The sequence below is a fragment of the Streptomyces sp. NPDC000075 genome (genome assembly GCF_040301925.1).
GTDB lineage: Bacteria > Actinomycetota > Actinomycetes > Streptomycetales > Streptomycetaceae > Streptomyces > Streptomyces polychromogenes.
The window spans coordinates 21,307-43,595 of record NZ_JBEPFL010000017.1; the positions used below are offsets into that span (position 1 = coordinate 21,307).

Below are 22,289 nucleotides of genomic sequence, written 5' to 3' on the forward strand. Positions count from 1 at the left end.
GGTACGGTCGGGGCCATGACCACCCCAGGCGCCCCGACCGTCGAGTTCCGCACCGCCCGCCCCGGGGACCGGGCGGCCATCGAAGCCCTCGACGGCTCCTTCCACACCCGGACCGTCTTCGAAGTGGACTGCTCCGCCACCGGGTTCACCCTCCGCGAGGTGCCGGTGGACCCGCCGCTCCACAAGGTCTTCCCGCCGGACGAGCCGGACGAGCCGGAGGAGCCCGGCGGTCCGGGGGAGCCGGAGGAGGACGGCACCGGGCACGCCCGCACCTTCGTCGCCCTCGACGGCGCCACCCTGTGCGGGTTCGCCGCCGTCCGCTACGCCCCCTGGAACCGGCGCCTGACCATTGAGGACATCGAGGTCGCCCCCGCCCACCGCGGCCGCGGCATCGGCCGGGCCCTGATGGACCGCGCGGCCGGCTTCGCCCGCGAACTCGGCGCCGCGCACCTGTGGCTGGAGGTCAGCTCCGTCAACGCCCCCGCCGTGCACGCCTACCGGCGCATGGGTTTCACCCTCTGCGGCCTGGACACCGCCCTCTACGACGGCACGCCGGCGGCGGGGGAGCGGGCGTTGTTCATGAGCCGCCCCTGTGACTGAGGCCCCGGTTCCGGCGATCCGGGATGCCGGGGATGGTACGCGGCCCCACCGCCCGACCGCAGGCCAACGCTTGAAGATCACTCGGAAGGGTGTTCCGTCCGCGCGAGGAGCCCGGCGCTGACCTGCCGCATGTACAACGGGTGATTGTTCATTGCACATTCATCCGGCAAGTACAGGGTGGATCTGTCCGGACAGGGGGTAACCGCCCGGAATGGAAATTCTGCAGAAGCACTCGAGCGACGCTCAGGTGTGGGAGGAAGCCGAGGAGTTCATCCGGCTCTTCCACCGGGAGAATCCGCAGGCCGGTGATCCGCGCGCCCGGCTCGCCGCCGTTCGGGCCGAACTCGCGGAGACCGGCACCTACCGCCACACCCCCGAGGAGCTGGTCCACGGGGCCCGGGTGGCCTGGCGCAACAGCAACCGCTGCATAGGCCGGCTCTACTGGAACTCGCTGCGCGTGCGCGACCGGCGCGGGCTGACGGACGCCGAGGACATCGCCGCCGAGTGCTTCGAGCACCTGCGCGAGGCGACGAACGGTGGCCGGGTCCGGCCCACCATCACGGTCTTCGCCCCGGACGCCCCGGGCCGGCCGGGCCCGCTGATCTGGAGCGAGCAGCTGGTGCGTTACGCCGGCTACGGGGACCACCCCTCGATAACCGTCGGCGACGCGCGCAACAGACGGCTCACCGAGGCCCTGCTGCGGCTCGGCTGGGAGGGCGGCCCGGGGACCCCCTTCGACCTCCTCCCGCTGGTGGTCCAGGGCGTCGACGACAAGCCCCGCTGGTTCGACACCCCCGCCGACGCCGTGCTGGAGGTGCCGATCCGCCACCCCGACGGGCGGGACGACTGGTCGGACTGGGGGCTGCGCTGGCACGCGGTTCCGGCCATCTCCAACATGTGCTTGGAGGTCGGCGGGATCCACTACCCCGCCGCCCCCTTCAACGGGTGGTACATGGGCACCGAGATCGGCGCCCGCAACCTGGCCGACACCGACCGCTACAACCTCCTCCCGGCCGTCGCCCGCAGGCTCGGACTGGACGTCTCCAGCGACCGCTCGCTCTGGAAGGACCGGGCCCTGGTCGAGCTGAACCGGGCCGTGCTGGACTCCTTCGACCGGGCCGGGGTCACCATCGCCGACCACCACACCGAGTCCCGGCGGTTCCTCTCGCACCTGGAGCGCGAGGAGCGCAAGGGCCGCGAGGTGGGCGCCGACTGGTCCTGGATCGTCCCCCCCATCTCCGGGTCGGCCACCCCCGTCTTCCACCGCACCTACGAGGACCGGCCGAGCGCGACCGCGTACGTCCACCACGAGGGCGCGCAGGAACGGGCCTGGGGGCGGGACTTGGTCTAGACCTTCTGTTACGGTCGGCTCGGAACGGATCCGGGACGACGGAGAGGGGCACCGGTGGACGGCGGCCACAGCACGGACCACGGCGGCGGACACCGGGCCTACATCGGCTCGTTCACCTCGGGGGGCGGCCGCGGTGTCATCACCGCGGCCGTGGATCCGGCCACCGGAGCGCTGACCCCGCTCTCGGCGGAGGGCTCCCTGCCGGACCCCTCGTACCTCGCGCTCGACCCCGCCACCGGCGTGCTCTACGCGGTGAGCGAGACCGAGCGGGGTACGGCGGGCGCCTTCCGCCCCACCGCCGGGGGACTCGTCCCGCTCGGCGCCCCCGTCCCGGTGGGCGGATCGGGCCCGACCCATCTCGCCGTGGCCGGGCGCCGGCTGCTGACCGCCCACTACACCTCCGGCAGCCTCGGCAGCCTGCCGATCGCCGACGACGGCGGCCTCTCCGGCCCCGCGGCCGTCCTCCCGTGCGAGGGCTCCGGCCCCGACCCCGAGCGCCAGGCGGGCCCGCACGCCCACCAGGTGCTGCCCGACCCCACCGGCCGCTGGGTCCTCGGTGTGGACCTCGGCACCGACACCGTACGGGTCTGCCTCCTCGACCCGGCCACCGGTGAACTCCGGGTCCACGCCCGGGCCGTGCTGCGCGCCGGGACCGGTCCGCGCCACCTCGCCTTCCACCCGGCGGGCGAGGTGGTCTACGTACTGCACGAGCTGGAGCCGCTGCTGACCGTCTGCCGCTGGAACGCGGACGCGGGGCTGCTCGACCCGGTCGCGGAGGTGCCCATCGCCCCGGAGGGCCTCCTGGACGGCGTACGGGCCTATCCCTCGGCGATCACGGTCTCGCCCGACGGCCGCTTCCTGTGGGCGGCGGTGCGCGGGGCCGACGCCCTGGTCACCTTCTCGCTCGCCGGCGGGCCCGGGGAGCCGCGCCCCGCCGGCACCGTCGGCTGCGGCGGCCGCTGGCCGCGCGACCTCGCGGCGGACCCCTCGGGCCGCCGCCTCTACGCGGCCAACGAGCGCTCGGGGGACGTCACCTGGTTCGACGTGGACCCGGACACCGGCCGCCTCGTCCGGGCCGGCTCCCTGGCCGCGCCGGCCGCCACCTGCGTGGTCTTCGGCTGAGGCCGGCCGGACACGCGCAAGGGCCCGCCCGGGAACATCCCGGGCGGGCCCTTCCCGAACGCCTTACTGGGCGGGAGCCCCCAGCTGGAGCCCGAGGGCCGCGCTGTACTGGGCGACCGCGAGCTTGCCGAGCGCCGAGTAGGCGCCGAGCACCTCGGCGGTGGCGCAGTCGGCCTCCTTGCAGGCCGTGTCCAGCAGCCCCTCGGCCGCCTCCGGGCCGATCAGGTAGGGCGCCAGCGCCAGCTGGACGGCCCCCGCGCCGCGCAGCTCGGCGGCGACGGCGGCCACCGAGCCCTCCTGGTCCAGGGCGGCGGCCATCACGGGCACCGCGAGCCGGGCGGCGAGCAGCATGCCGGTGATCCCGGCGGCCTGGACGGCCTCCTCGCCACCGGTGGTGGCCAGGATGATGCCGTCGGCGGCGGTGGCCACGGTGAAGAGACGGGCGCGGTCGGCGCGGGCCAGGCCGGCCTCCGAGAGGCGCACGTGCAGGCCCTCGGCCAGCAGCGGGTGCGGGCCGAGGACGTCGGCCAGCTCGGCGGCGGCCGAGGAGTCCATCAGAGCCTGGCGCATCCGGCGCAGCAGGTCGGCGTCCGGACCGGCCAGCAGGGGCACCACCACGGCGTCCGGCCCGGTGGGCGCGGGCACCTCGTGACCGGCGGCGCGGGCGAACTCCGCGCGCACGGTCCGCTCCTCGGCGACGGCGCTCAGCACGCCGGACAGCGAGGGGAACTCGCTCCCCTCGCCGTCCTCGCCCTCCAGGAATCCGATCCGGGCGTCCAGGCCGGGCAGCTCGGAGCGGCCGATGCTGAGGATCTCCTCGGCGAGGCTGCGCGAGGCGGACGAGGGGGCACCGGGCACGGCGAGCACCAGCGCGGGCGCGCCCTCGGGCGCCACCGCGGGCTCGGGCCGGCGGTGCCGTCCGGTCTGGCGGGGTCGCGGCATTCGTACGGGCAGGCCGTTTGCGGGCCCAGTGGGGGAGCTCATGGCGCCGCATGCTACTGGCTTATCGGAACCAGGTGTTCGGGCAGGGCCCGCCCAGGTGGCATCTGTCCTCATTTATCCGTTGAATGTCATACACGGTTCAACCGGATCAACTCACGGACGGCGAGCGGCGGTCGACGGAACGTACCGGTAACGCCCTGTCAGTGTGACCCAGTAGAGTGACGCAGCGTGGCACCACGACCCTTGAACGAACTTGTCGAAGCGGGCTGGGCGAAGGCCCTGGAACCCGTCGCGCACCGCATCGCGGGCATGGGGGACTTCCTCCGCGCCGAGATAGCGGCCGGCCGGACCTACCTGCCCTCCGGGCCGAACGTCCTGCGCGCGTTCCAGCAGCCCTTCGACGACGTCCGCGTGCTGATCGTCGGACAGGACCCCTACCCGACGCCCGGCCACGCCATCGGGCTGAGCTTCTCGGTCGCCCCCGAGGTGAGCCCGGTACCGGGCAGCCTGGAGAACATCTTCCGCGAGATGCACACCGACCTGGGCCTGCCCCGGCCCTCCAACGGGGACCTCACCCCCTGGACCAGGCAGGGCGTGCTGCTGCTCAACCGGGCGCTGACCACCGCCCCGCGCAAGACGGGCGGTCACCGGGGCAAGGGCTGGGAGGAGGTCACCGAGCAGGCCATCCGGGCGCTCGCCGCCCGCGGCAAGCCGCTGGTGTCCATCCTCTGGGGCCGCGACGCCCGCAACCTGCGGCCGCTGCTCGGCAACCTCCCGGCGATCGAGTCGGCGCACCCCTCGCCCATGTCTGCCGACCGCGGCTTCTTCGGCTCCCGCCCCTTCAGCCGGGCCAACGAACTGCTCGTCGGGGGCGGCGCCCAGCCCGTGGACTGGCGCCTGCCTTAAGGTCTCCGCCCGCCGGCCGCCGTCAGCGGACGGCGGCCAGGACGTGGCTCGGGCCGACCTGCCAGACGGCCCCCACGTGCGGGAACCCCGCCTCGCGCAGCAGCGCGACGTGGCCGGAAACCGTGAGGTCGTTGCCCTCGCAGGGGGCCCGCCCGCCCTCGCCGTCGCGCGAGAGCAGGGGGGCCAGCTCCGGGTCACCCGCCGCGCCCGACCACCAGGACTCCCAGTCCTCCTCGTACGCGCACACCGCGTGGCGCTCGGCGTGGCGGCGCCCGACGTCCCGGGCGAGCTCGGACACCCTGGCCGAGTCCGGGCTGATGTGGTCCCCGTTGACCAGGATCCCGCCGGGCCGCAGCAGCCCGGCCAGCTCCCCGTACACCTGCCGCAGCGTTCCCTCGCCCAGGTAGTGCAGGGCGGTCGCCGACACCACGGCGTCCGCCGGGCGGTCCAGCCCCAGCCGGCCGAGCCAGCCGGGCTCGCCGATCATCGCGTTGACGTAGCGCAGCGCCCGGCCGTAGTGGGCGCTGCCGAGCTCCAGCAGCAGCGGGTCCGAGTCGACCGCGACCACCTCCGCGCCCGGCAGCCGGGCGGCCAGCCGGGCGGCCAGGCACCCGGGTCCGCTGCCCAGGTCGAGCACCAGCGGGGCGGGCAGCCCGCCCGCCACCTGCTCGACGAGGTCGGCGATGACCGTGAACCTCTCCTCCCGGTCGACCGCGTACAGCCGCTGCTGGCGCTCCCAGCGCTCCACCCAGCGCGCCGCCGTCCCCGTACTCACACCGCTCACGCCCGCACCCACGCCCATGCCCGCGCCCATGCCCATGCCCATGCCGCTCGCACTGCCTCCGCCACCGAAGCCACGTCCCGCTCATGGAAATCATTGCAGACTGGCGAGGGCCGCGAGGAGTTCCCGTACCTCCTCCGGGGTGTTGTGGACGTGCAGGCTGACGCGCACCGAGCCCTCCCGCCCGTCGTGTCCGGCCTGACAGTGGCCGTCCGTCCGCACCATGAACCCGTGGCTGAAAAGGATGAACCCGAGGTCCCGTGAGTCGATCCCGCGGTGCCGGAAGGTGACCAGGCTGCGGCGCCGCTGGACCCGCGACCCCGCCGCCAGGCTGGTCCGGCAGCCGAGCACCTCGTAGGCGTCCATCCGGTCCAGCCCGTCGGTCAGCAGCGCCGTCAGCGCCACCGTCCAGCGCTCGATCCGGCCGGTGCCGGCGGCGTCCAGCCAGTCCAGCGCCGCCGTCAGGCTGGCGATCCCGGCCGTGTTGGGGGTGCCGCTCCAGCCGCCGGGCCGCAGGCGCGGCCCCCGCAGCCCGCGCGCCCAGACCGCACCGGTCCCGGGCAGCGCCATCGCCTTGTGCCCCGAGAACACCACGAAGTCCACGTCGAGGCCGGCCACCGAGACCGGCAGGTGGCCGACGCTCTGCGCCGCGTCCAGACAGATCGGCACCTGCGGGCCGACCACCTGCCGGATCCGGTGCACGTTCATGTCGACGCCGTAGACGTGGTGGACGTGCGTGGCGGCCACGAAACGGGTCCGCGGCCCGGTGACCGCCGCGAGCGCCCGCGGATCGTAGTCCCCCGAGGCCGCCTGGTACGGCAGCTCCCGGACCCGCACCCGCACCCCCCGGCGGGCCAGCAGGTCACGGGCCTCCAGCCACGGCGACAGGTTCGCCTGGTGGTCGGCGAACGGGACGACGATCTCGTCGCCGTCGACGAGCAGGGCCGGCAGCCAGTCCCGCGCGACGGTCCGCAGCCCCTCCGTGGTCCCGCTGGTGAAGTGGACCGAGGACCGCTCCGGGTCCGGATCGCCCAGGAAGCGCTTGACCCGCTCCCGGGCGTTCTCCACCAGCGCCGTCGTGGTGTTGGCCCAGGGGTAGGAGCCGCGGGCCGCGTTGGCGTTGGAGGTGGTCAGGTACGTCTGCACGGCGTCCAGGACGGGCTGTGGCTTCTGGGAGGTCGCGGCGCTGTCCAGATAGGTGAGACCCGGGTGGCCCTCGATGATCGGGAACTGGGCGCGCAGCGGACGCTGCCAGTCGGCGAGCGCCGCCAGCTCGGTGGCGGGAGCGGCCATGTCAGTCACGCACCAGGGGGGCACCGGCGTCCCGCCAGGCGATGATCCCGCCGGCCAGGCTGCGCACGTCGGGGTGGCCCATGCGGGTCAGCAGGGCCGCGTACCGGGCCGACTTCTCGCCGACCGGGCAGGCCAGCAGGACCGGCCGGCTCCGGCCGAACGGCAGCCCGCCCCGCACGAGTTCGTCGAAGAGCTCGTCCACGATGTTCACCGACCCCTCGATGTGCAGCGCGGCGTACGCGAACGGGCCGCGCAGGTCCACGACCAGCGGGTGCCGTTCCCCGATCCACGCGCGGGCCTCGTCGACGCCGATGACGGCGGCCGAGGCCACCTCGGCCTCGGTCAGCGTGGCGACCGAGTTCCGCACGGGCGGCAGCCCCAGCAGGTCCGGGCGGCGCCGGCGGATGTAGCCGACGTAGCTCTCCACCCGGTCGCAGACGATGAACACGGCCGTCCTGCGCTCCGTCAGCCCGGCGTCGAGCTCCCGCAGATGGCGCACCGCGCCGAAGTACGCGGCCCCGCCGGTCGGGCCGGCCAGCAGCCCGCAGCGGCGCAGCAGCGTCAGCATCCCCTCGATGGCCTCGTCGGAGGTCACCGGCTCCAGGGTGTCGTACGTGGCCGGGTCGAAGATCCCGACCTCCTGCACCTCGTCGATGGTGCGGATGCCCGGGATGAAGTCCGACTTCTCCCCGACCAGGCCGATGACGCGCACCGCCGGGTCGTGGGCGCGCAGCGCCCGCGCCACCCCGGTGGAGGAGCCGGCCGTGCCCACGCAGGCGACGAACCAGTCGGGGGCCCGGCCGTCGAGGTCCGCGATGATCTCCGGGCCGGTCCCGGCGGCGTGCGCCTCGGTGTTGAGGGCGTTGAAGTACTGGTCGGTGTGCAGGTGGGCGCTGCCGGGCAGGTTCAGCTGCCGGTGGAAGAGGGTCAGCGGATCGTCCTCGTCGGCCGGGTCGAGGCACTCGCTGCGGCCGGGGAGTTCCTCGATCTCGGCGCCGAGCAGCAGGAGCAGCTCCTTGACCTCGGGTATCCGCATCCGGTTGGTGACGCTCTTGAACGGCAGCCCGTGCAGGCCGGAGATCAGGGCCAGCGCTTTGGCGGTGTTGCCGCTGGAGAGCTCCACGACCGTCTCGCCCCGCTCGGCGGCACCGGCGAGCCGGTCGCGGGTCATGTTCCAGGCGGCCCGGTCCTTGAGCGAGCCGAAGGGGTTGAGCATCTCCAGCTTGGCGTAGAGGTCGATGTGGCGCAGGCCGTGGACGGCCGGGTCGATGCGGACCAGCGGTGTCCCGCCGATGGCCTCGGTGATGCTGTCGTACCTCATCCCTGAGCTTCCCCCGTACGTGTGAGCGGCCAGTACTGCTCGTCCAGGCACCACTGCCAGGCGCCGTCCTCCTCCCGGTGGACGGCCACCTTCCGTGCGATCGCCTGCCCCTGCGCGCGCGTGGCGCCGAAGTCCATGCAGTACCCGGCGGTGTTGGCGAAGGCGAGCAGGTCGCCGGGGCGCGGCGGCCGGGGCAGGAAGACCGTCCGGCGGGTGATCAGGTCCGATTCCAGGCAGAGGTTGCCCATGAGGTGCACCGCCACCGGGGCGTCCGCCGGCGGCGGGGCGGGGTCGCGGGGCAGGACCACCGGGTCCACGAGGACGCCGTGGTCCTCCAGGCTGACGTCCCCGGCGTTGAGCGCGAGGCGCACCAGCGGCTCCCCGGTGTCGGAGGGCCGCACCTCCAGCACCCTGCCCAGGGTGAGCCCGCACTGGTCGGCCAGGGCGCGGCCGGGTTCGGCGTAGAGGTCGTAGAGGCCCTCCAGGAGCAGGGTGCCCAGCGGGCGGCCCAGTCCCGGTGCCGGGTGCGAGAGGAGTTCGTCGAGGTAGCCGGGACCGGCGGTGGGCCGGTGGGCCGGGTAGAGGCCGAGCGCGCCGCGCAGGGTGCCGTTCTCGGCGCGCAGGCCGTAGCCGTGGCCACCCCAGGTGAGGGGCGGGCGGGCGCCCATGACGGCGCGGGTCAGCTCGGTGGTGTAGCGCTCCCACTGGGCGGCGTGGGCCAGGTAGCCGACGCCGAAGCCGCCGCCCACGTCCACGGCCCTCGGCGTGAAGCCCCGGACCCGTAACTCCTCCATCGCGTGCAGGCAGCCCTCCAGGGCCGCCGCCTTCTCCTCCACGCTGGTGGTGTCCAGGTGGTAGCCGACTCCGACGGGGTCCAGCTCGGCGCGGTGGCGGTCGAGGACGTCGAGCAGGTGGTGCAGGGACTTCACCGAGGTGCCGAAGCGGCTGCGGCGCGAGAGCCGCCGGGCCCCGGGCGCCTCGAACCCGGAGAGCCGCACCAGGACGCGCAGCTGCGGCAGTCCGCGGTCGCGGACGAGGGCCGCCGCCCGCTCCAGTTCGCCGGGGCCGTCGGCGTTGACCAGCGCCCCGGCGCGCGCGGCGAGCCAGAGGAACTCGGGGTCCTTGGGGCCGGTCGCCATGAGGTCGGCCCCGGCGAAGCCGGAACCGAGAGCGTGCTGCAACTCGGCGAGCGAGGCGGCGTCGAGGGCCGCGCCGGTGGTGGTCAGCCGGCGGACGAGGGCGCTGGAGCGGTTCGCCTTGTGCGCGAAGAAGATCCGCCCGGCGAGCTGGTGGCGGGCGAACACCGCGCGGAAGCCGCGGACGTTGTCGGCGATCTGGTCGGGCAGGATCACGTTGAGGGGGGAGCCGAGGGCGTCGACGAGGGTGTGCAGGAACGCCGGCGACCCCAGGAGGGCCGCCGTGCGCGGTGCGAGTCTCGGTTCCAGGTACAAGGGGGGTGACGAGGTGCCGCCGTGCGAAGGGTCGCCGTACGAGGGGTCGTTGCTCATCCCAGCTGTTCCTCTCCGCCGAGGAATGCGTACCGGTGTCGGCAAACGGTCATAAGACCGTAACCCCCGCGGGGCATTTTTGTCAGAGGACGAGGCTCATCAGGATCTCGTCCCGGTCGTCGCCGGGCGCGACCCGCAGGGCGCCCGGCCACCGGCCGACTTCCGTCCAGCCCAGCCGCCGGTAGAACTCCTCCAGGCCGGCGCCGCCCCGGACGGCGATCGCCAGCCGCTCCAGGCCCATCTCCTCGCGCGCGACGGCCGTGGCCCGTTCCATCAGGGCGGTGGCGATCCCGCGGCCGCGCAGCCGGGGCAGGGTCTGCACGTGGTTGACGGCGCCCCGGTGGGCCACGAGCGGGTGGCGGTCGCGGCGGACGACCAGCCAGCCGGCCAGCGCGCCGCCGACGGTGGCGACGAGCATCCGTCCGAGGCCGGGGTCGAGGGCGCGGACCAGCCCGTCGACCACGGGGGCGACGTCGGTCCGGCTCACGGGAGGCAGGGGGAACTCGGCGGCGATGACCGCGCCGCCGGAGTTGACCACCGCCTCCCAGCAGTCGATCAGCTCCTCCCGGAGCCGTGGGGTGACCTCGTCCGGGCGGGTCAACTGCCGCAGCTGCGGCGGCGGGTGGGCGTTCATGCCCGCCAGCCTCCCAGACGCGCGGCCCGCCGGGCGCCGGTCAGGGCAGTACGGCGGCGCGTACGCAGAGCACGTCCGGGAGGTGTCCGGCCAGCAGCCGCCAGGTGTCGCCGTCGTCGTGGCTGGCGTACAGCTCGCCGTTGCGGTTGCCGAAGTAGACGCCCGCCGGGTCGGCGTCGTCCGTGCACAGGGCGTCCCGCAGCACCGTGCCGTAGTGGTCCCCGTCCGGCAGCCCCTTCGCCAGCGGTTCCCAGGTGGCGCCGGCGTCGCGGGTGCGGAAGACGCGGCAGCGGTGCCCGGCCGGGACCCGGTCGGAGTCGGCGTTGAGCGGGAAGACGTAGGCGGTGTCCGGGCGGTGCGGGTGGGCGGCGACGGCGAAGCCGAAGTCGGAGGGCAGGCCGGAGCCGATGTCCGTCCACGCGGCGCCCGCGTCGTCGCTGCGGTAGACCCCCCAGTGGTTCTGGAGGTAGAGCCGGTCGGGGTCCCCGGCGTCCTGGGCGATCTTGTGGACGCACTGGCCGAACTCGGGGTGCGGATCGGGCAGGAACACCGCCGAGACCCCGTGGTTGGACGGGCTCCAGCTGGCGCCGCCGTCCCGGGTGCGGAACACCCCGGCGGTGGAGACCGCGACCGTCACCGCGTCCGGGTCGGCCGGGTCGGTGATCACCGTGTGCAGCCCCTCGCCGCCGCCTCCCGGCACCCACGCGGAGCGGGTGGGGTGCTCCCACAGCGGCCGTACCAGCTCGAAGGACTCGCCCCGGTCGGCCGAGCGGAACAGCGCGGCCGGCTCCGTCCCCGCGTAGACCACGCCGGGGGCCTCCGGGCCGGCCGGGTGCAGCTGCCAGACCCGCTCCAGGGAGGCGCCGGTGTCCTTGGGGAACTTCACGGCGGGCGCGGCGGGCTCCCGCCAGCGCGCGCCCAGGTCGTCGGAGCTGAAGACGGACGGCCCCCAGTGCGAGCTGTCGCCACCGACCAGCAGCCGGGGGGCCGGACCCCGGGTGTCGATGGCGACGGCGGAGACGGCCTGGGCGTTGAAATGCGGCCCGTCGAACTCCCACGGGCCGAAGTCCCGGCGGCGGCCGATGAACAGCCCCTTACGGGTCCCCGCGAGCAGTAGCACGTCGGTCATGGCCGACACCTCCGGACGTCCTTGTCCCGATACGGCGGTTTTCCCGCCAGTCTGCACCCACCCACTGACAACGCCCGCCGAGGCGGGGCCGACGGCCGTCCCACCCTCCCCGCCAAGGCTTGTACGGGAACTCTCGTACTACGAGAAAGTCCGTAGTACGGTGTCTCTCGTACTTAGCGCCGCGCCGACCCCCGGTGCGCGTCCGGTGACGTCTGGAGAACCCCATGAGTGCCGCACCCGCCGCCTTCGCCGCCCTTTTCCAGCCCTACACCCTCCGGTCGGTGACCGTCCCGAACCGGATCTGGATGGCGCCGATGTGCCAGTACAGCGCCGAGGCCTTCGGCCCGAACGCCGGCGTGGCCGGGGAGTGGCACTTCGCGCACTACGCGGCCCGTGCGGTGGGCGGCACCGGCCTGATCATCCAGGAGGCCACCGCCGTCTCCCCGGAGGGCCGGATCAGCCCCTACGACCTCGGCATCTGGAACGACACCCAGGTCGAGGCCCTGCGCCGGATCACCTCCTACGTCAGGTCCCGGGGTGCGGTGCCCGGCATCCAGATCGGCCACGCCGGCCGCAAGGCCTCCACCGACCAGCCCTGGAACGGCGGCGGACCGGTCGGCGAGGAGGCGCACGGCTGGGAGCCCAGCGCCCCCAGCGCGGTGGCGTTCGACGAGGGCCACCCGGTGCCGCACGAGCTGACCGTCGAGGAGATCCACGAGGTCACGGGCCAGTTCGCGGCCGCCGCCGGGCGCGCACGCGCCGCGGGCTACGAGGTGCTCGAGATCCACGGGGCCCACGGCTACCTCATCGGGGAGTTCCTCTCCCCGCACAGCAACCGGCGCACCGACTCCTACGGCGGCTCCTTCGAGAACCGCACCCGCTTCGCCCTCGAGGTCGTCGACGCCGTCCGCGCCGTGTGGCCCGAGGAGCTCCCGCTGTTCTTCCGGATCTCCGCCACGGACTGGCTGGAGGAGGACGGCTGGACCGCCGACGAGACGGTCCGGCTGGCGGCCCTGCTCGTGGAGCACGGCGTGGACCTGCTCGACGTCTCCACCGGCGGGCTCGCCCCCCGCGTGAAGATCCCGACGGGCCCCGGCTACCAGGTGCCCTTCGCGGCCCGCGTCAAGGCCGAGACCACCCTGCCGGTCGCCGCGGTCGGGCTGATCACCGAGCCGGAGCAGGCCGAGAAGATCCTGGCCAACGGCGAGGCCGACGCCGTCCTCCTCGGCCGGGAGCTGCTGCGCGACCCGTACTGGGCCCGCCGCGCGGCCGCGGAGCTGGGCGCGGAGCTCCCGGTGCCCGGGCAGTACCAGCGCGCCTGGTGAACGGCGTGCGGCGCGGTACGGCCGCTCCCGCGCCGCACCCGGCCCGGTCGTACGAAGGTTCTCGTACCATGGGAACCCCGGCCCCACGGCCCGGCCGGAACCCGAAGGAGCGGAGCAGGACATGACGGAACGTGACGCGCCCCGTGCCCTGGCCCACCCCGAGCGCGAGGAGATCCGCCTGGAGGGCGTCCTGCACGCCCTCTCCGACCCGCTGCGGCTCTCCATCGTCCGCGAACTGGCGGACCGGGAGGTCGAGCTGGCGTGCTCGGACTTCGTCCTGCCGGTCACCAAGTCGACGACCACCCACCACTTCCGCGTCCTGCGCGAGAGCGGGGTCGTCCGCCAGACCTACCGCGGCACGGCCAAGATGAACGGCCTGCGCCGCGAGGACCTCCAGTCCCTCTTCCCCGGCCTGCTCGACACCCTCCTGACGGCGGCCGCCGCCCAGGAGTCGAGGCGGGGCGAGCGGGTGGCCCGGGCCGTCGAGGGGGTTCCCGCACGGGGGGAAGGCCGCGCGTGACCCCGTACTCCCTGGCGTTCTACGTGGACGCCGTCACCACCGGCACCGTGCTCGGCCTGGGCCCCGCCGACTCTCCCGAGCGCGTCGCCGAGGTGTTCGGAGCGGACTGCGGGGAGAACGCCGGCCGAGGCGTCCTGTCGCGCGACTACGGGCTCGTGGAGTTCCACTGGCAGCGCTCCCACGGCGGTGACCCGTGGGAGGGGCACCACATCAGCGTCCAGGTGCACCGGCTGGCGTACCGCAGGGGCGCCCTCGTGGACGGTGTCCTGCGCACCCGGTACGGCCGGTTCGCGCCCCGGATCCGGTTCGACAAGCTGCGGCGCCTGCTGGAGAGGCGGGGGGTCCCCCTGGTGGAGATCCCGGAGTACGCGGCGAACACGCCGTACTACCGCACGTACTGGCAGCCCGCCTCCCGGGTGACCGTCTCGGTCATCGGCACGTACGGCGAGTACCGCACGCCCGGCAACCTGCGGGTCGGCGACGTGTACCGCATCCAAGTCCCCGTGACGGCGGAGGAGGTGGCCGCGCGCCGGGCGCGCGCCGCCCGCGTGACCTGAGCCACGGGCGCGCGGCCCTACGCCAGGCCCGCCGCCGTGCGCAGGCCCGGCCAGTCGGGGATCTTGACCGAGCGGCGGCCCAGGGAGCGGCCCAGTTCCGCCTCGGCCGCCTCGATCGAGAGCCAGCCCGGCCATTCCACCGGGCGCAGGCCCGCCGAGCCGAGGGCGTCCAGGGGGTCGCCGGGGAGGTCGCGGCGGGCCAGGACCGCGGCGTCCTGGAGGAGGGAGGAGACCGTCTCCTTGGCGCAGGGGCGGTTGGTGCCGATCACCCCCGTCGGGCCGCGCTTGATCCAGCCCGCCACGTACTCGCCGACCGAGGCCCGCCCGGCGCGGACCACCCGGCCCGCCGCGTGCGGGACGGTGCCGGTGGCCGGGTCGAAGGGCAGGCCGGGGAGGGGGACGCCCCGGTAGCCCACCGAGCGCAGCACCAGTTCGGCCGCCACGTCCTCGTAGGCGCCCGTACCGCTCACCCCGCCCCGGCCGTCCGGCGCGGTCCGCTCGAAGCGCATCCCGCGGACCCGGCCGTCCGGGCCGCCCAGCACCTCCACCGGGCGCAGGTAGAAGCGCAGCGCGATCTCCCGCCCCGCCTCCCCGTCCGGCGGCTCCGCCCCGGCCCAGCCGCGCAGCGCCTCCAGGTTGCGCCGGGCCACCGCCGGCAGGGCCTGCGCCGCGGCCGGGTCGGCGTATGCCGGGTCCAGGGCCAGTTCGGCGGGGTCCGTACGGACGTACACCCCGGGCAGGGTGCCCAGTTCCCGGAGCTCCTTGGTGGTGAACTTGGCCTGCGAGGGGCCGCGCCGGGCGACCATCGCCACCCTGCGCACCCCGCTGCGGGCGAGCGCCCCCAGCGCCGGCTGCGGCATGTCGGTGGGCTCCAGCTCCGGTACGCCCCGGGCCAGGATCCGGGTCACGTCCACCGCGACGTTGCCCGCCCCGACGACCACCGCCGAGCGGACCCCGCCCAGGTCGAAGGAGCCGGCGTCCGGGTGCCCGCTGTACCAGGACACGAAGGCCGTCGCGGAGTGCACCCCGGCCAGTTCCTCGCCCGGGATCCCGAGCGGCCGGTCCCGTGCGGCGCCCACGCAGTACACCACCGCGTGGTACAGCTCCAGCATCCGGGCGGTGGTCAGCGGCTCGCCGCCGACCTCCACGTTCCCCAGGAACCGGATCCGCTCGTCCTCCAGCACCCCGCGCAGGTTTCCGGTCAGCGACTTGATCTTCTCGTGGTCGGGGGCCACCCCGTACCGGACGAGGCCGTACGGAGCCGGCAGCCGGTCCAGCACGTCGACCCGTACGCCCGGGACCTCACGTTGCTCGACCAGTGTCTGTGCGGCGTAGACCCCGCTGGGGCCCGAACCGACGACGGCGACACGAAGCACGGCGGCACTCCTCCCGCAGGTGCTCCCCAGCATGCCACCGGCCCCCGCACCCGTCAGCCCATCGAGCGCATCCGGTGTATCTCGGCGCTCTGGACGGCCACCACCTCGTTCGCCATCTCCTCGACGGCGCCGTTGTTCCCCTGGGCCAGTGCCTCACCCGCCATCGTCACCGCCCCCTCGTGGTGGGCGGTCATCAGCCTGAGGAAGAGCCGGTCGAAGTCGCCGCCGCGGGCGTCCGTCAGCTCCCGCAGCTGCTGTTCGGTGGCCATGCCCGGCATCGCGCCGTGGTCGTGCCCGCCGGATTCCCCGGCCGGCGCCGGGTAGCGGGCCTGCCACTTCTCCATGGCCCCGATCTCGGGCCCCTGCGCGGCGGCGATCCGCTCGGCGAGCCGTTTCACCCCGTCCGACGAGGCCCGTTCAGGGGCCAGGCCGCTCATCGTCAGGGCCTGCCGGTGGTGTTCGATCATGTGCCGGACGTAGGCCCGGTCGGCGGCGTTGGGGCTGTCGTCCGGCCGCCGCTTCGCCGCCTCTCCGGGGGAGAGGGTGCGGGCGTCCTCGCCCGGTCTGCCCGGCGCGACCACGACCGGCGAGCCGGCGCCGGCCGCCCGCGGGCCGTCGTCACCGCTCGTGCAGCCGGCGAGCGGGAGGAGGAGTGAGGCGGCCAGGGCCGCCCCCAGGAATCGGCCGAGTAACGCGTTTGCCATGTCCATGAAAAGGAAGATACTGCCGGGGTCCAGGTTCCGCTTCCCCGCCCGGGAACGGAGCGCAGGGCCCCCACGGGAGGCACAGTGACCTTGCTGCACACCGTCAGAGTGCGCCACCGGAGTCTGGGGGCGGCCCTCGCGGCCGCCGGACTCCTCACTACGCTCCTCGCCACCGCCGGACCGGCGGCCGCCAGTCCCGACCCCGGGGACTCCTCCCCGGGCGCGGGCTCCCGGCTGAGCGCGGACCCCGCGCCGGGCCGGGAACTCGCCCCCGGGGAGATCCCCGGCCAGGACGAGATCGTGCACAGCGCCAACGTCAAACCCCTGGCCAACGTCCCCGACGCCGGCCTCAAGGGCATCAACACCGACCTCGCGTTCCAGGGCGACTACGCCTACGCGGGGAACTACGACGGCTTCACCATCTACGACATCGCCGACCCCAAGACCCCGAAGATCGTCACCCAGGTGCTCTGCCCCGGCGGCCAGAACGACGTCTCGGTCTCCGGCGACCTGCTGTTCCTCTCCACCGACTCCTCCCGCAACGACGACTCCTGCAACAGCGTCTCGCAGCCCGCCACGGAGAAGTCCTCGTGGGAGGGCATCAAGATCTTCGACATCAAGGACAAGAAGAACCCCAAGTACATCAAGTCCGTGGAGACGGCCTGCGGATCGCACACCCACACCCTGGTGCCGGGCGGCCGCGACATCTACCTCTACGTCTCCTCGTACTCGCCCAGCGAGGCCTTCCCCGACTGCCAGCCCCCGCACGACGGCATCTCCGTGGTCAAGGTCCCGAAGAAGGACCCGACCAAGGCCGCCGTCGTCGGCTTCCCGGTGCTCTTCCCGGACGGCGGCAACCCCGGCGCGCCCACCAACCCCGGGGTCTCCAAGACCACCGGCTGCCACGACATCACCGTGCTGCCGTCCGAGGACCTGGCCGCGGGCGCCTGCATGGGCGACGGCATCCTCTTCGACATCAGCGAGCCCGAGCACCCGAGGGTCATCGACCGGGTCCAGGACAACGTGAACTTCGCGTTCTGGCACTCGGCGACCTTCAACGAGGACGCGGACAAGGTGGTGTTCACCGACGAGCTCGGCGGTGGCGGCGCCGCCACCTGCAACGAGGCCACCGGCCCCAACCGGGGCGCCGACGGGATCTACGACATCACCGGCACGGGCGACCAGCGCAAACTGGTCTTCCGGGGCTACTACAAGATCCCCCGTCACCAGGCCGACACCGAGAACTGCGTGGCCCACAACGGCTCCCTGGTCCCCGTCGGCGACGGCCGCGACATCATGGTCCAGGCCTGGTACCAGGGCGGGGTCTCGGTCTGGGACTTCACCGACTCGGCGCAGCCCAGGGAGATCGGCTACTTCGAGCGCGGCCCGCTGACCACCGACCGGCTCGGCCTGGGCGGCTCCTGGTCGGCGTACTACTACAACGGGCACATCTACTCGAACGACATCGTCAAGGGCCTCGACGTGCTCAGGCTCGACGACCGGCGCACCGACAGCGCCAAGCGGGTGCGGATGGACCGGCTCAACGTCCAGACCCAGCCCGAGTACCACTGACCCCGCGCCGGGGCCTCAGGGAGGAAAGGTTCCGCCGGGCGGCCCGCCGTCCGGCGGGAACCCCCGCTCCCACTCCAGCCCGTACCGCTGGAACAGCTCGGCCCGCAGCCGCGACGCCGGCATCGGCGCCCCCGGCAGCAGGACCGCGACCACCGCTCCCATCAGCAGCGCGCGCAGCATCGGGTAGTCGGTGTCCACGTCCGCCGAGCCGTACCGGACGACGGTGTCCCGGAGCAGGTGCGCCAGCCGCTGCTGCTCCGGGCACTGGATGAACCCCTCCGCCTGGAGGATCCCGGCCATGTGGGTCCGCATCAGCCGGGGCTGGTCCCGGGCCAGTCCCAGGATCGCGTCGACCGCCCGGGCCAGCCGCTCCCGGCCGTCGTCGGTGCGCGGCTCGCGCTCCAGGGCCTCGTCCAGGGTCAGGTGCATCAGCCGGTGCACCGCCGACTGGAGCAGCTGCCGCTTGCCGGGGAAGTAGTACGACACCAGGCCGCGGGCCGCTCCGGCCCGGTCGGCGATGTCGCCGAGCTTGGTGGCCTCGTAGCCGCGTTCGGCAACCAGTTCGACCGTAGCCTGCAGCAGCCGCTCCCGGGAACGTCTGCGCAATTCTTCATTGACCGATGCGCTGCGCGGGGACATGCTTACTCCTGCGTTGACTGGCTTCGAGCCAATATACTCAGCGCGAAGCCGTCGGCCCGGGGCGACGCGGGGGATCGCCTCGGGCGGGCGCGTTCAGCGGCCGGGCCCGGTCAGGCCAGTGCGCTCAGTCCCGGTACGAAGGCCACCACCAGCGGAATCGCCGGCAGCAGGGTGGCCAGTGCCGTGAGCCTCAGCCGCCGCCCGGCCGACAGCCGGGGCGTGGCCGACAGCAGCCTCCGTACCCGCTCGGGCACGTGCGCCTGGGCGGAGGCGGGGCCGAAGACACCCCGGTCCTCGTTCAGCCCGACCAGCGCCAGCGCGACCGTCAGCCGCCCGTAGCGACGCGAGGCCACGTCGTCGGCGGCCAGCTCCACCAGCCGGTCCATCTCCGCCTCGAACGCCGCGAACACCGGCACCTGCGGGAACCCCCGCGACAGCGCCCGCGAGCAGTGCAGCAGCCAGTCGTGCCGGGCCGCCACGTGCCCCTGCTCGTGCGCCAGCACCGCGTCCAGCTGACTGCCCTTGAGCCGGCCCAGCGCCGCCGTCGTCACCACCAGCCGGGGCGCCGGACCCGGCTGCCACCAGGCCTCCGGACGCGGCCCCTCCAGCACCACCAGCCGCGCCGCCGCCGGGTCCTCCCCGGGCAGCAGCGGGGCGCGCAGCCGCAGTTCGGCCCCCCGGGCGCGCCGCCGGGCCCGCGCCCGCAGCACCTCCCGCGTCAGCATCGCCCCGGTCCACAGCCCCCCGCAGGCCAGCGCCAGGGCCGTGCCGGCGGCCCAGCGTCCGCCCTCGGGGCCCAGCCCGTACGCGTCCACCACCCCGTGCGGGGCCGCCGCGAACAGCCGCCCCCGCACCGCCTGCCAGGCGGCGGCCGCGCTCAGCAGCATCGACAGCCCCAGGCACAGCAGCGTCGCGCCCACCACACACTGCCAGACCCACAGCGCGACCACGGGTTCCCGCTCGGGCCACCGGGCGCGGGCCAGCAGTCGCGGCGCGAGGAACGCGGTCAGTGCGCCGAGCAGCAGAAGGGCGGCGGGGACCATCATGTCCGCCAGCCTATGAGCGGCGGACTACCTACGGGTAGGGCGGCGGGCATTGGTGACGCAGGACACGTTCCGGCGCGGACCGGGGCCCTGCGGCTCCCGGTCCGGCGGCCCGTCACATGCTCAGCAGCATCGCCAACATCCCCGTCCCCATGGCCAGTCGGCAGGCCCGTACGAGTTCCCCGGCCCCTGCCGCCCCTGCCGCTCCCGGGCCCGCGACGCCGCCCGGGACGGACGCCGGGCCGCCGCCCGTCACCAGCCGCGCCCCGCCCAGCAGGACGTACCCGGCGTAGTAGAGGAGCAGCGCCCCGGTCACGGCCGGCAGGCCCTCCCGGCCGTGACCGTGCCCGGCGGTCATCGCCAGCGCCATGTACGCCATCGCGAGCGTGCCGACCAGGTGGTGGGCGTGGTGCCAGCCGCCGCGCAGCAGCCACAGCGCGTGCGCCGAGGCCGCGCAGCAGACGGCGAGGAGGAGTTGCGGCCCCCACGGGCCCGTCCCCGACGGCACGGCCATCGCCGCCATCCCGAAGCCCATCACGGCCTCGCCGGCGGCCATGCCCCGCGCCCGGCGGTCCGCTCTGCGCGCCCGCAGCAGGCAGTACGCGCCGCTCACGGCGCAGAGCAGGACCAGCAGCCAGGCGGAGGCGGCGGAGGCGGAGAGGGGCGTCGCGGATCCGTGCACGGCGGAACCTCCCGGTTCGTCGGCGTCACCGGAAGGGATGCCCTGCTCACGCCCCCTTCACGCGGGCCCGGGTTAGGCTCTCTGAGAGCCCGGCGGCATGTCATATGCCGCTGATCCGTCGCCGTGGTCCGCGGCGATCCGCCGCCGCACCTCGGGAGCGTCCGATGCCCACCGCCCAGCCCGCCCCCCTCCGCTTCCGCAGCGCCGTGAAGGAGGACGTACCGGCCCTGGTGGCCCTCGTGGAGTCCGCCTACCGCGGGGACGCGAGCCGGGCCGGCTGGACGACGGAGGCCGACATCCTGGACGGCCAGCGCACCGACCCGGACGGGGTCGGCGCGATCATCGCCGACCCGGACAGCACGCTCCTCGTCGCCGAGGGCGCGGACGGGCTCGTCGCCTGCTGCCAGCTCGAACACCGGGGGGACCACGCCTACTTCGGCATGTTCGCGGTCCGCCCCGGACTCCAGGGCGGCGGCGTCGGCAAGGAGGTCATGGCCGAGGCCGAACGCCGCGCCCGCGAGGACTGGAACGTCACGGAGATGCGGATGACCGTGGTGCACGTACGGGAGGAGCTCATCGCCTACTACGAGCGCCGCGGCTACCGGCGCACGGGCGAGATGAGCCCCTTCCCCTACGGCGACGAGCGCTTCGGCGTCCCGCTCCGCGACGACCTGGCCTTCGAGCTGCTGGTCAAGGCGCTCTGACGGCCCGGCCGGCGGCCGCCGGAGCGCGCCCGGCGGTGCTCAGGCCGTGAACCGGCCGGTACTGCGCACCTCGGGGAAGTCCGTGGCGGCGCCGTCCAGTTGGAGGGCGCGCGCCAGTCGCAGCCGGTCCAGGCTGTTGACCGTCCAGCCCGTCACCCGCAGCCCGGCCGCGTGCGCCGCCTCCACCGCCTCCAGGCTGAGCCGGCCGACGTCGACCGCGACGGAGGCGGCCCCCGCGGACCGGGCGAGCGCCACCAGTCCGTCGGGGTCCGCGCCGGGCCGCTCCACGCGCAGCGCCGTCCGGACCCCCGGGACCCGCCGGGCGATCCCGGCCAGCAGCCCCGGGTCGCCCGAGGCCACCTCCACCCGGGCGGCCAGGTCCTCGCGCGCGAGCAGTTCCGCGAGCGCCCCGGCGGCGGCCGGATCCTGTACCGACACCTGGAGCGGGACCCGGACGGCGTCCAGCACCTCGTCCAGGACCGGCACCCGTTCCCCCTGGCCGGCATCCAGTTCGCGCAGCTCGGCGAGGGTCAGGTCGGCGACGGCGCCCGCGCCGTCCGTGGTGCGGTCCACCTCGGCGTCGTGCAGGACGACGAGGGCGCCGTCCTTGCTGAGGCGTACGTCCAGCGCGATGACGTCCATCCCGCAGCGTTCCGCCCGGATGAACGACCGGAGGGTGTTCTCCGGTTCCACACCCATGACCCCGCGGTGACCGATGGTGAGGAAAGTCAAGGTTCTCTCGCTTCCGTCGACGGCGGCTCCCGGCGCGGTCGCGGTGTCCCGACCGGCCGCGCCCGGTGAGGACGCATGCTAGTGCGGACCGCGCGCGATGGGACCGGGCGTGCGGGGGCTCGCGGAAGCCGTCCGCCCGCTTCCCGCCGGGGCCGTGGGTCCTGCGGCGGGTCCGGGACGGCCCGTCGCGTCACCCGGGGGTGGGCGCGTCCCCCGCGGCTTGACGCCCCGCCCGCGCGCTCCGGTCCGCCGCCCGCCTCCCGGCCTCCGCGAGGTCCTCCAGCAGGGCCTCACCCAGCTCCAGTTCGGCCAGGTGCTGGCGCTCGCTCCAGCGCAGGGCGAGGGCGGGGAAGGCCCACTCCGGCACGTCCGCCGCGTGCCCCATCGCCTCCCGTACGGCGGCCAGTTCGGCCCGGGTGCGCTCCAGGTGGGCGGTGACCATCCCGCGCAGCAGCTCCGGCTCCGACAGGTGCCCGAGCCAGATCCGCAGCAGCAGCCCGTGCTTGAGCACCGGCGGCCCCGCCTCGGCGGTGTCCGCCGCCCAGCGGGCCAGGGCCTCGCGGCCCGCCTCCGTGATGGCGTAGCGGCGCTTGGCGCGGGCCTCCTCCGGCCCCGAGCGCGCGGAGGCGGCGTATCCGAGCTCCTCCAGGCGCCGCAGTTCGGCGTAGATCTGGCTGATGGCGGGCGACCAGTAGAAGAAGCGGAGGGAGGAGTCGGCCCACTTCTTCAGCTCGTATCCGGTCCGCTCGCCGGGGAACGACAGCAGACCCAGGACCGCCCACGCGGTCGGCGGGAGGTCTTGCTTCTTCGCGATATGACTACTAGTCATATTTCTAATCGAAGCAAGA

General features: G+C 74.4%; 23 protein-coding genes. 9 read left to right on the forward strand and 14 right to left on the reverse strand.

Annotated features, from left to right (window positions below; all coding sequences use genetic code 11):
* Positions 1–15: 15 nt before the first annotated feature.
* From ABT403_RS20515 to ABT403_RS20525, 3 genes are all read left to right on the forward strand, one after another.
* Positions 16–600: a GNAT family N-acetyltransferase gene (locus ABT403_RS20515; RefSeq protein ID WP_344150528.1), complete on the forward strand. Its 585-nt coding sequence runs from the start codon at positions 16–18 to the stop codon at positions 598–600.
* A gap of 211 nt (positions 601–811) precedes the next feature.
* Complete coding sequence (locus tag ABT403_RS20520; RefSeq protein ID WP_344150531.1) at positions 812–1,951, forward strand: nitric oxide synthase oxygenase; 1,140 nt, start codon at positions 812–814, stop codon at positions 1,949–1,951.
* A 54-nt stretch (positions 1,952–2,005) separates the two neighbouring features.
* Entirely contained in the window at positions 2,006–3,073 is a 1,068-nt protein-coding gene (locus ABT403_RS20525) for a lactonase family protein (RefSeq protein WP_344150534.1), read from the forward strand.
* Between the two features lie 63 nt (positions 3,074–3,136).
* On the opposite strand, the gene ABT403_RS20530 is transcribed toward ABT403_RS20525, so the two are convergent.
* Positions 3,137–4,057: a sirohydrochlorin chelatase gene (locus tag ABT403_RS20530; protein WP_344150537.1), complete on the reverse strand. Its 921-nt coding sequence runs from the start codon at positions 4,055–4,057 to the stop codon at positions 3,137–3,139.
* A 186-nt stretch (positions 4,058–4,243) separates the two neighbouring features.
* Between ABT403_RS20530 and ABT403_RS20535 the strand changes: the two genes are divergently transcribed.
* Positions 4,244–4,921, forward strand: a complete 678-nt coding sequence (locus ABT403_RS20535; protein ID WP_344150541.1) for a uracil-DNA glycosylase — start codon at positions 4,244–4,246, stop codon at positions 4,919–4,921.
* Between the two features lie 22 nt (positions 4,922–4,943).
* On the opposite strand, the gene ABT403_RS20540 is transcribed toward ABT403_RS20535, so the two are convergent.
* The 6 genes from ABT403_RS20540 to ABT403_RS20565 all read right to left on the reverse strand — a co-directional run bounded on the left by ABT403_RS20540 (position 4,944) and on the right by ABT403_RS20565 (position 11,587).
* A complete protein-coding gene (locus ABT403_RS20540; protein WP_344150950.1) occupies positions 4,944–5,741 on the reverse strand; it encodes a class I SAM-dependent methyltransferase in 798 nt (265 codons plus the stop codon).
* 54 nt (positions 5,742–5,795) lie between these two features.
* Positions 5,796–6,995 carry an aminotransferase class V-fold PLP-dependent enzyme gene (locus ABT403_RS20545; RefSeq protein ID WP_344150544.1) on the reverse strand — a complete coding sequence of 400 codons (1,200 nt, stop codon included), beginning with the start codon at positions 6,993–6,995 and terminating at the stop codon, positions 5,796–5,798.
* A gap of 1 nt (position 6,996) precedes the next feature.
* Positions 6,997–8,316, reverse strand: coding sequence for a pyridoxal-phosphate dependent enzyme (locus ABT403_RS20550; protein WP_344150547.1), 1,320 nt, complete (start codon positions 8,314–8,316; stop codon positions 6,997–6,999).
* On the reverse strand, positions 8,313–9,824 hold the full coding sequence (locus ABT403_RS20555) for a type III PLP-dependent enzyme domain-containing protein (RefSeq protein ID WP_344150550.1): 1,512 nt from the start codon (positions 9,822–9,824) through the stop codon (positions 8,313–8,315). Before ABT403_RS20555 ends, ABT403_RS20550 begins: the two co-directional genes overlap by 4 nt.
* A gap of 82 nt (positions 9,825–9,906) precedes the next feature.
* The gene (locus tag ABT403_RS20560) at positions 9,907–10,458 is read right to left on the reverse strand and encodes a GNAT family N-acetyltransferase (protein WP_344150553.1); all 552 of its coding nucleotides are present in this window, start codon (positions 10,456–10,458) and stop codon (positions 9,907–9,909) included.
* Positions 10,459–10,498: 40 nt separating this feature from the next.
* A complete protein-coding gene (locus ABT403_RS20565) occupies positions 10,499–11,587 on the reverse strand; it encodes a WD40/YVTN/BNR-like repeat-containing protein (protein WP_344150556.1) in 1,089 nt (362 codons plus the stop codon).
* A 224-nt stretch (positions 11,588–11,811) separates the two neighbouring features.
* On the opposite strand from ABT403_RS20565, the gene ABT403_RS20570 reads away from it, so the two are divergent.
* The 3 genes from ABT403_RS20570 to ABT403_RS20580 all read left to right on the forward strand — a co-directional run bounded on the left by ABT403_RS20570 (position 11,812) and on the right by ABT403_RS20580 (position 13,989).
* Positions 11,812–12,912, forward strand: coding sequence for an NADH:flavin oxidoreductase/NADH oxidase (locus ABT403_RS20570; protein WP_344150559.1), 1,101 nt, complete (start codon positions 11,812–11,814; stop codon positions 12,910–12,912).
* Between the two features lie 121 nt (positions 12,913–13,033).
* Positions 13,034–13,432 carry an ArsR/SmtB family transcription factor gene (locus tag ABT403_RS20575; RefSeq protein WP_344150562.1) on the forward strand — a complete coding sequence of 133 codons (399 nt, stop codon included), beginning with the start codon at positions 13,034–13,036 and terminating at the stop codon, positions 13,430–13,432.
* A complete protein-coding gene (locus tag ABT403_RS20580; protein WP_344150565.1) occupies positions 13,429–13,989 on the forward strand; it encodes a hypothetical protein in 561 nt (186 codons plus the stop codon). The genes ABT403_RS20575 and ABT403_RS20580 overlap by 4 nt, the downstream gene beginning before the upstream one ends.
* 17 nt (positions 13,990–14,006) lie before the next feature.
* Here ABT403_RS20580 and ABT403_RS20585 read toward each other — a convergent pair whose 3' ends face one another.
* Together ABT403_RS20585 and ABT403_RS20590 are read right to left on the reverse strand one after the other, a co-directional pair.
* Positions 14,007–15,365 (reverse strand): FAD-dependent oxidoreductase, encoded by a 1,359-nt coding sequence (locus ABT403_RS20585; RefSeq protein WP_344150568.1) that lies wholly within the window; start codon positions 15,363–15,365, stop codon positions 14,007–14,009.
* A gap of 53 nt (positions 15,366–15,418) precedes the next feature.
* Positions 15,419–16,075 carry a DUF305 domain-containing protein gene (locus ABT403_RS20590; protein ID WP_344150571.1) on the reverse strand — a complete coding sequence of 219 codons (657 nt, stop codon included), beginning with the start codon at positions 16,073–16,075 and terminating at the stop codon, positions 15,419–15,421.
* Positions 16,076–16,153: 78 nt separating this feature from the next.
* Between ABT403_RS20590 and ABT403_RS20595 the strand changes: the two genes are divergently transcribed.
* Entirely contained in the window at positions 16,154–17,641 is a 1,488-nt protein-coding gene (locus ABT403_RS20595; RefSeq protein WP_344150574.1) for an LVIVD repeat-containing protein, read from the forward strand.
* A 15-nt stretch (positions 17,642–17,656) separates the two neighbouring features.
* Here the strand turns inward: ABT403_RS20595 and ABT403_RS20600 are convergent, their stop codons facing one another.
* The 3 genes from ABT403_RS20600 to ABT403_RS20610 form a co-directional block, all read right to left on the reverse strand.
* Entirely contained in the window at positions 17,657–18,280 is a 624-nt protein-coding gene (locus tag ABT403_RS20600) for a TetR/AcrR family transcriptional regulator (RefSeq protein WP_344150577.1), read from the reverse strand.
* Between the two features lie 110 nt (positions 18,281–18,390).
* Positions 18,391–19,326 (reverse strand): M56 family metallopeptidase, encoded by a 936-nt coding sequence (locus tag ABT403_RS20605; RefSeq protein ID WP_344150580.1) that lies wholly within the window; start codon positions 19,324–19,326, stop codon positions 18,391–18,393.
* A 112-nt stretch (positions 19,327–19,438) separates the two neighbouring features.
* Positions 19,439–20,005 carry a DUF5134 domain-containing protein gene (locus ABT403_RS20610; protein ID WP_344150583.1) on the reverse strand — a complete coding sequence of 189 codons (567 nt, stop codon included), beginning with the start codon at positions 20,003–20,005 and terminating at the stop codon, positions 19,439–19,441.
* Between the two features lie 164 nt (positions 20,006–20,169).
* Here ABT403_RS20610 and ABT403_RS20615 point away from each other — a divergent pair, with 164 nt between their 5' ends.
* Positions 20,170–20,709, forward strand: coding sequence for a GNAT family N-acetyltransferase (locus tag ABT403_RS20615; RefSeq protein WP_344150586.1), 540 nt, complete (start codon positions 20,170–20,172; stop codon positions 20,707–20,709).
* Positions 20,710–20,748: 39 nt separating this feature from the next.
* On the opposite strand, the gene ABT403_RS20620 is transcribed toward ABT403_RS20615, so the two are convergent.
* Positions 20,749–21,441 carry a glycerophosphodiester phosphodiesterase gene (locus ABT403_RS20620; RefSeq protein WP_344150589.1) on the reverse strand — a complete coding sequence of 231 codons (693 nt, stop codon included), beginning with the start codon at positions 21,439–21,441 and terminating at the stop codon, positions 20,749–20,751.
* A 190-nt stretch (positions 21,442–21,631) separates the two neighbouring features.
* On the reverse strand, positions 21,632–22,270 hold the full coding sequence (locus ABT403_RS20625; RefSeq protein WP_344150592.1) for a PadR family transcriptional regulator: 639 nt from the start codon (positions 22,268–22,270) through the stop codon (positions 21,632–21,634).
* Positions 22,271–22,289 lie beyond the last annotated feature (19 nt).

Coding starts and splice junctions, on each gene's coding strand:
- ABT403_RS20560 (WP_344150553.1), bottom strand. CDS start 10,458: ATGAACGCCCACCCGCCGCCGCAGCTGCGGCAGTTGACCCGCCCGGAC.
- ABT403_RS20540 (WP_344150950.1), bottom strand. CDS start 5,741: ATGGGCATGGGCGCGGGCATGGGCGTGGGTGCGGGCGTGAGCGGTGTG.
- ABT403_RS20550 (WP_344150547.1), bottom strand. CDS start 8,316: ATGAGGTACGACAGCATCACCGAGGCCATCGGCGGGACACCGCTGGTC.
- ABT403_RS20625 (WP_344150592.1), bottom strand. CDS start 22,270: ATGACTAGTAGTCATATCGCGAAGAAGCAAGACCTCCCGCCGACCGCG.
- ABT403_RS20530 (WP_344150537.1), bottom strand. CDS start 4,057: ATGAGCTCCCCCACTGGGCCCGCAAACGGCCTGCCCGTACGAATGCCG.
- ABT403_RS20605 (WP_344150580.1), bottom strand. CDS start 19,326: ATGATGGTCCCCGCCGCCCTTCTGCTGCTCGGCGCACTGACCGCGTTC.
- ABT403_RS20565 (WP_344150556.1), bottom strand. CDS start 11,587: ATGACCGACGTGCTACTGCTCGCGGGGACCCGTAAGGGGCTGTTCATC.
- ABT403_RS20570 (WP_344150559.1), top strand. CDS start 11,812: ATGAGTGCCGCACCCGCCGCCTTCGCCGCCCTTTTCCAGCCCTACACC.
- ABT403_RS20600 (WP_344150577.1), bottom strand. CDS start 18,280: ATGTCCCCGCGCAGCGCATCGGTCAATGAAGAATTGCGCAGACGTTCC.
- ABT403_RS20575 (WP_344150562.1), top strand. CDS start 13,034: ATGACGGAACGTGACGCGCCCCGTGCCCTGGCCCACCCCGAGCGCGAG.
- ABT403_RS20515 (WP_344150528.1), top strand. CDS start 16: ATGACCACCCCAGGCGCCCCGACCGTCGAGTTCCGCACCGCCCGCCCC.
- ABT403_RS20555 (WP_344150550.1), bottom strand. CDS start 9,824: ATGAGCAACGACCCCTCGTACGGCGACCCTTCGCACGGCGGCACCTCG.
- ABT403_RS20590 (WP_344150571.1), bottom strand. CDS start 16,075: ATGGACATGGCAAACGCGTTACTCGGCCGATTCCTGGGGGCGGCCCTG.
- ABT403_RS20615 (WP_344150586.1), top strand. CDS start 20,170: ATGCCCACCGCCCAGCCCGCCCCCCTCCGCTTCCGCAGCGCCGTGAAG.
- ABT403_RS20545 (WP_344150544.1), bottom strand. CDS start 6,995: ATGGCCGCTCCCGCCACCGAGCTGGCGGCGCTCGCCGACTGGCAGCGT.
- ABT403_RS20520 (WP_344150531.1), top strand. CDS start 812: ATGGAAATTCTGCAGAAGCACTCGAGCGACGCTCAGGTGTGGGAGGAA.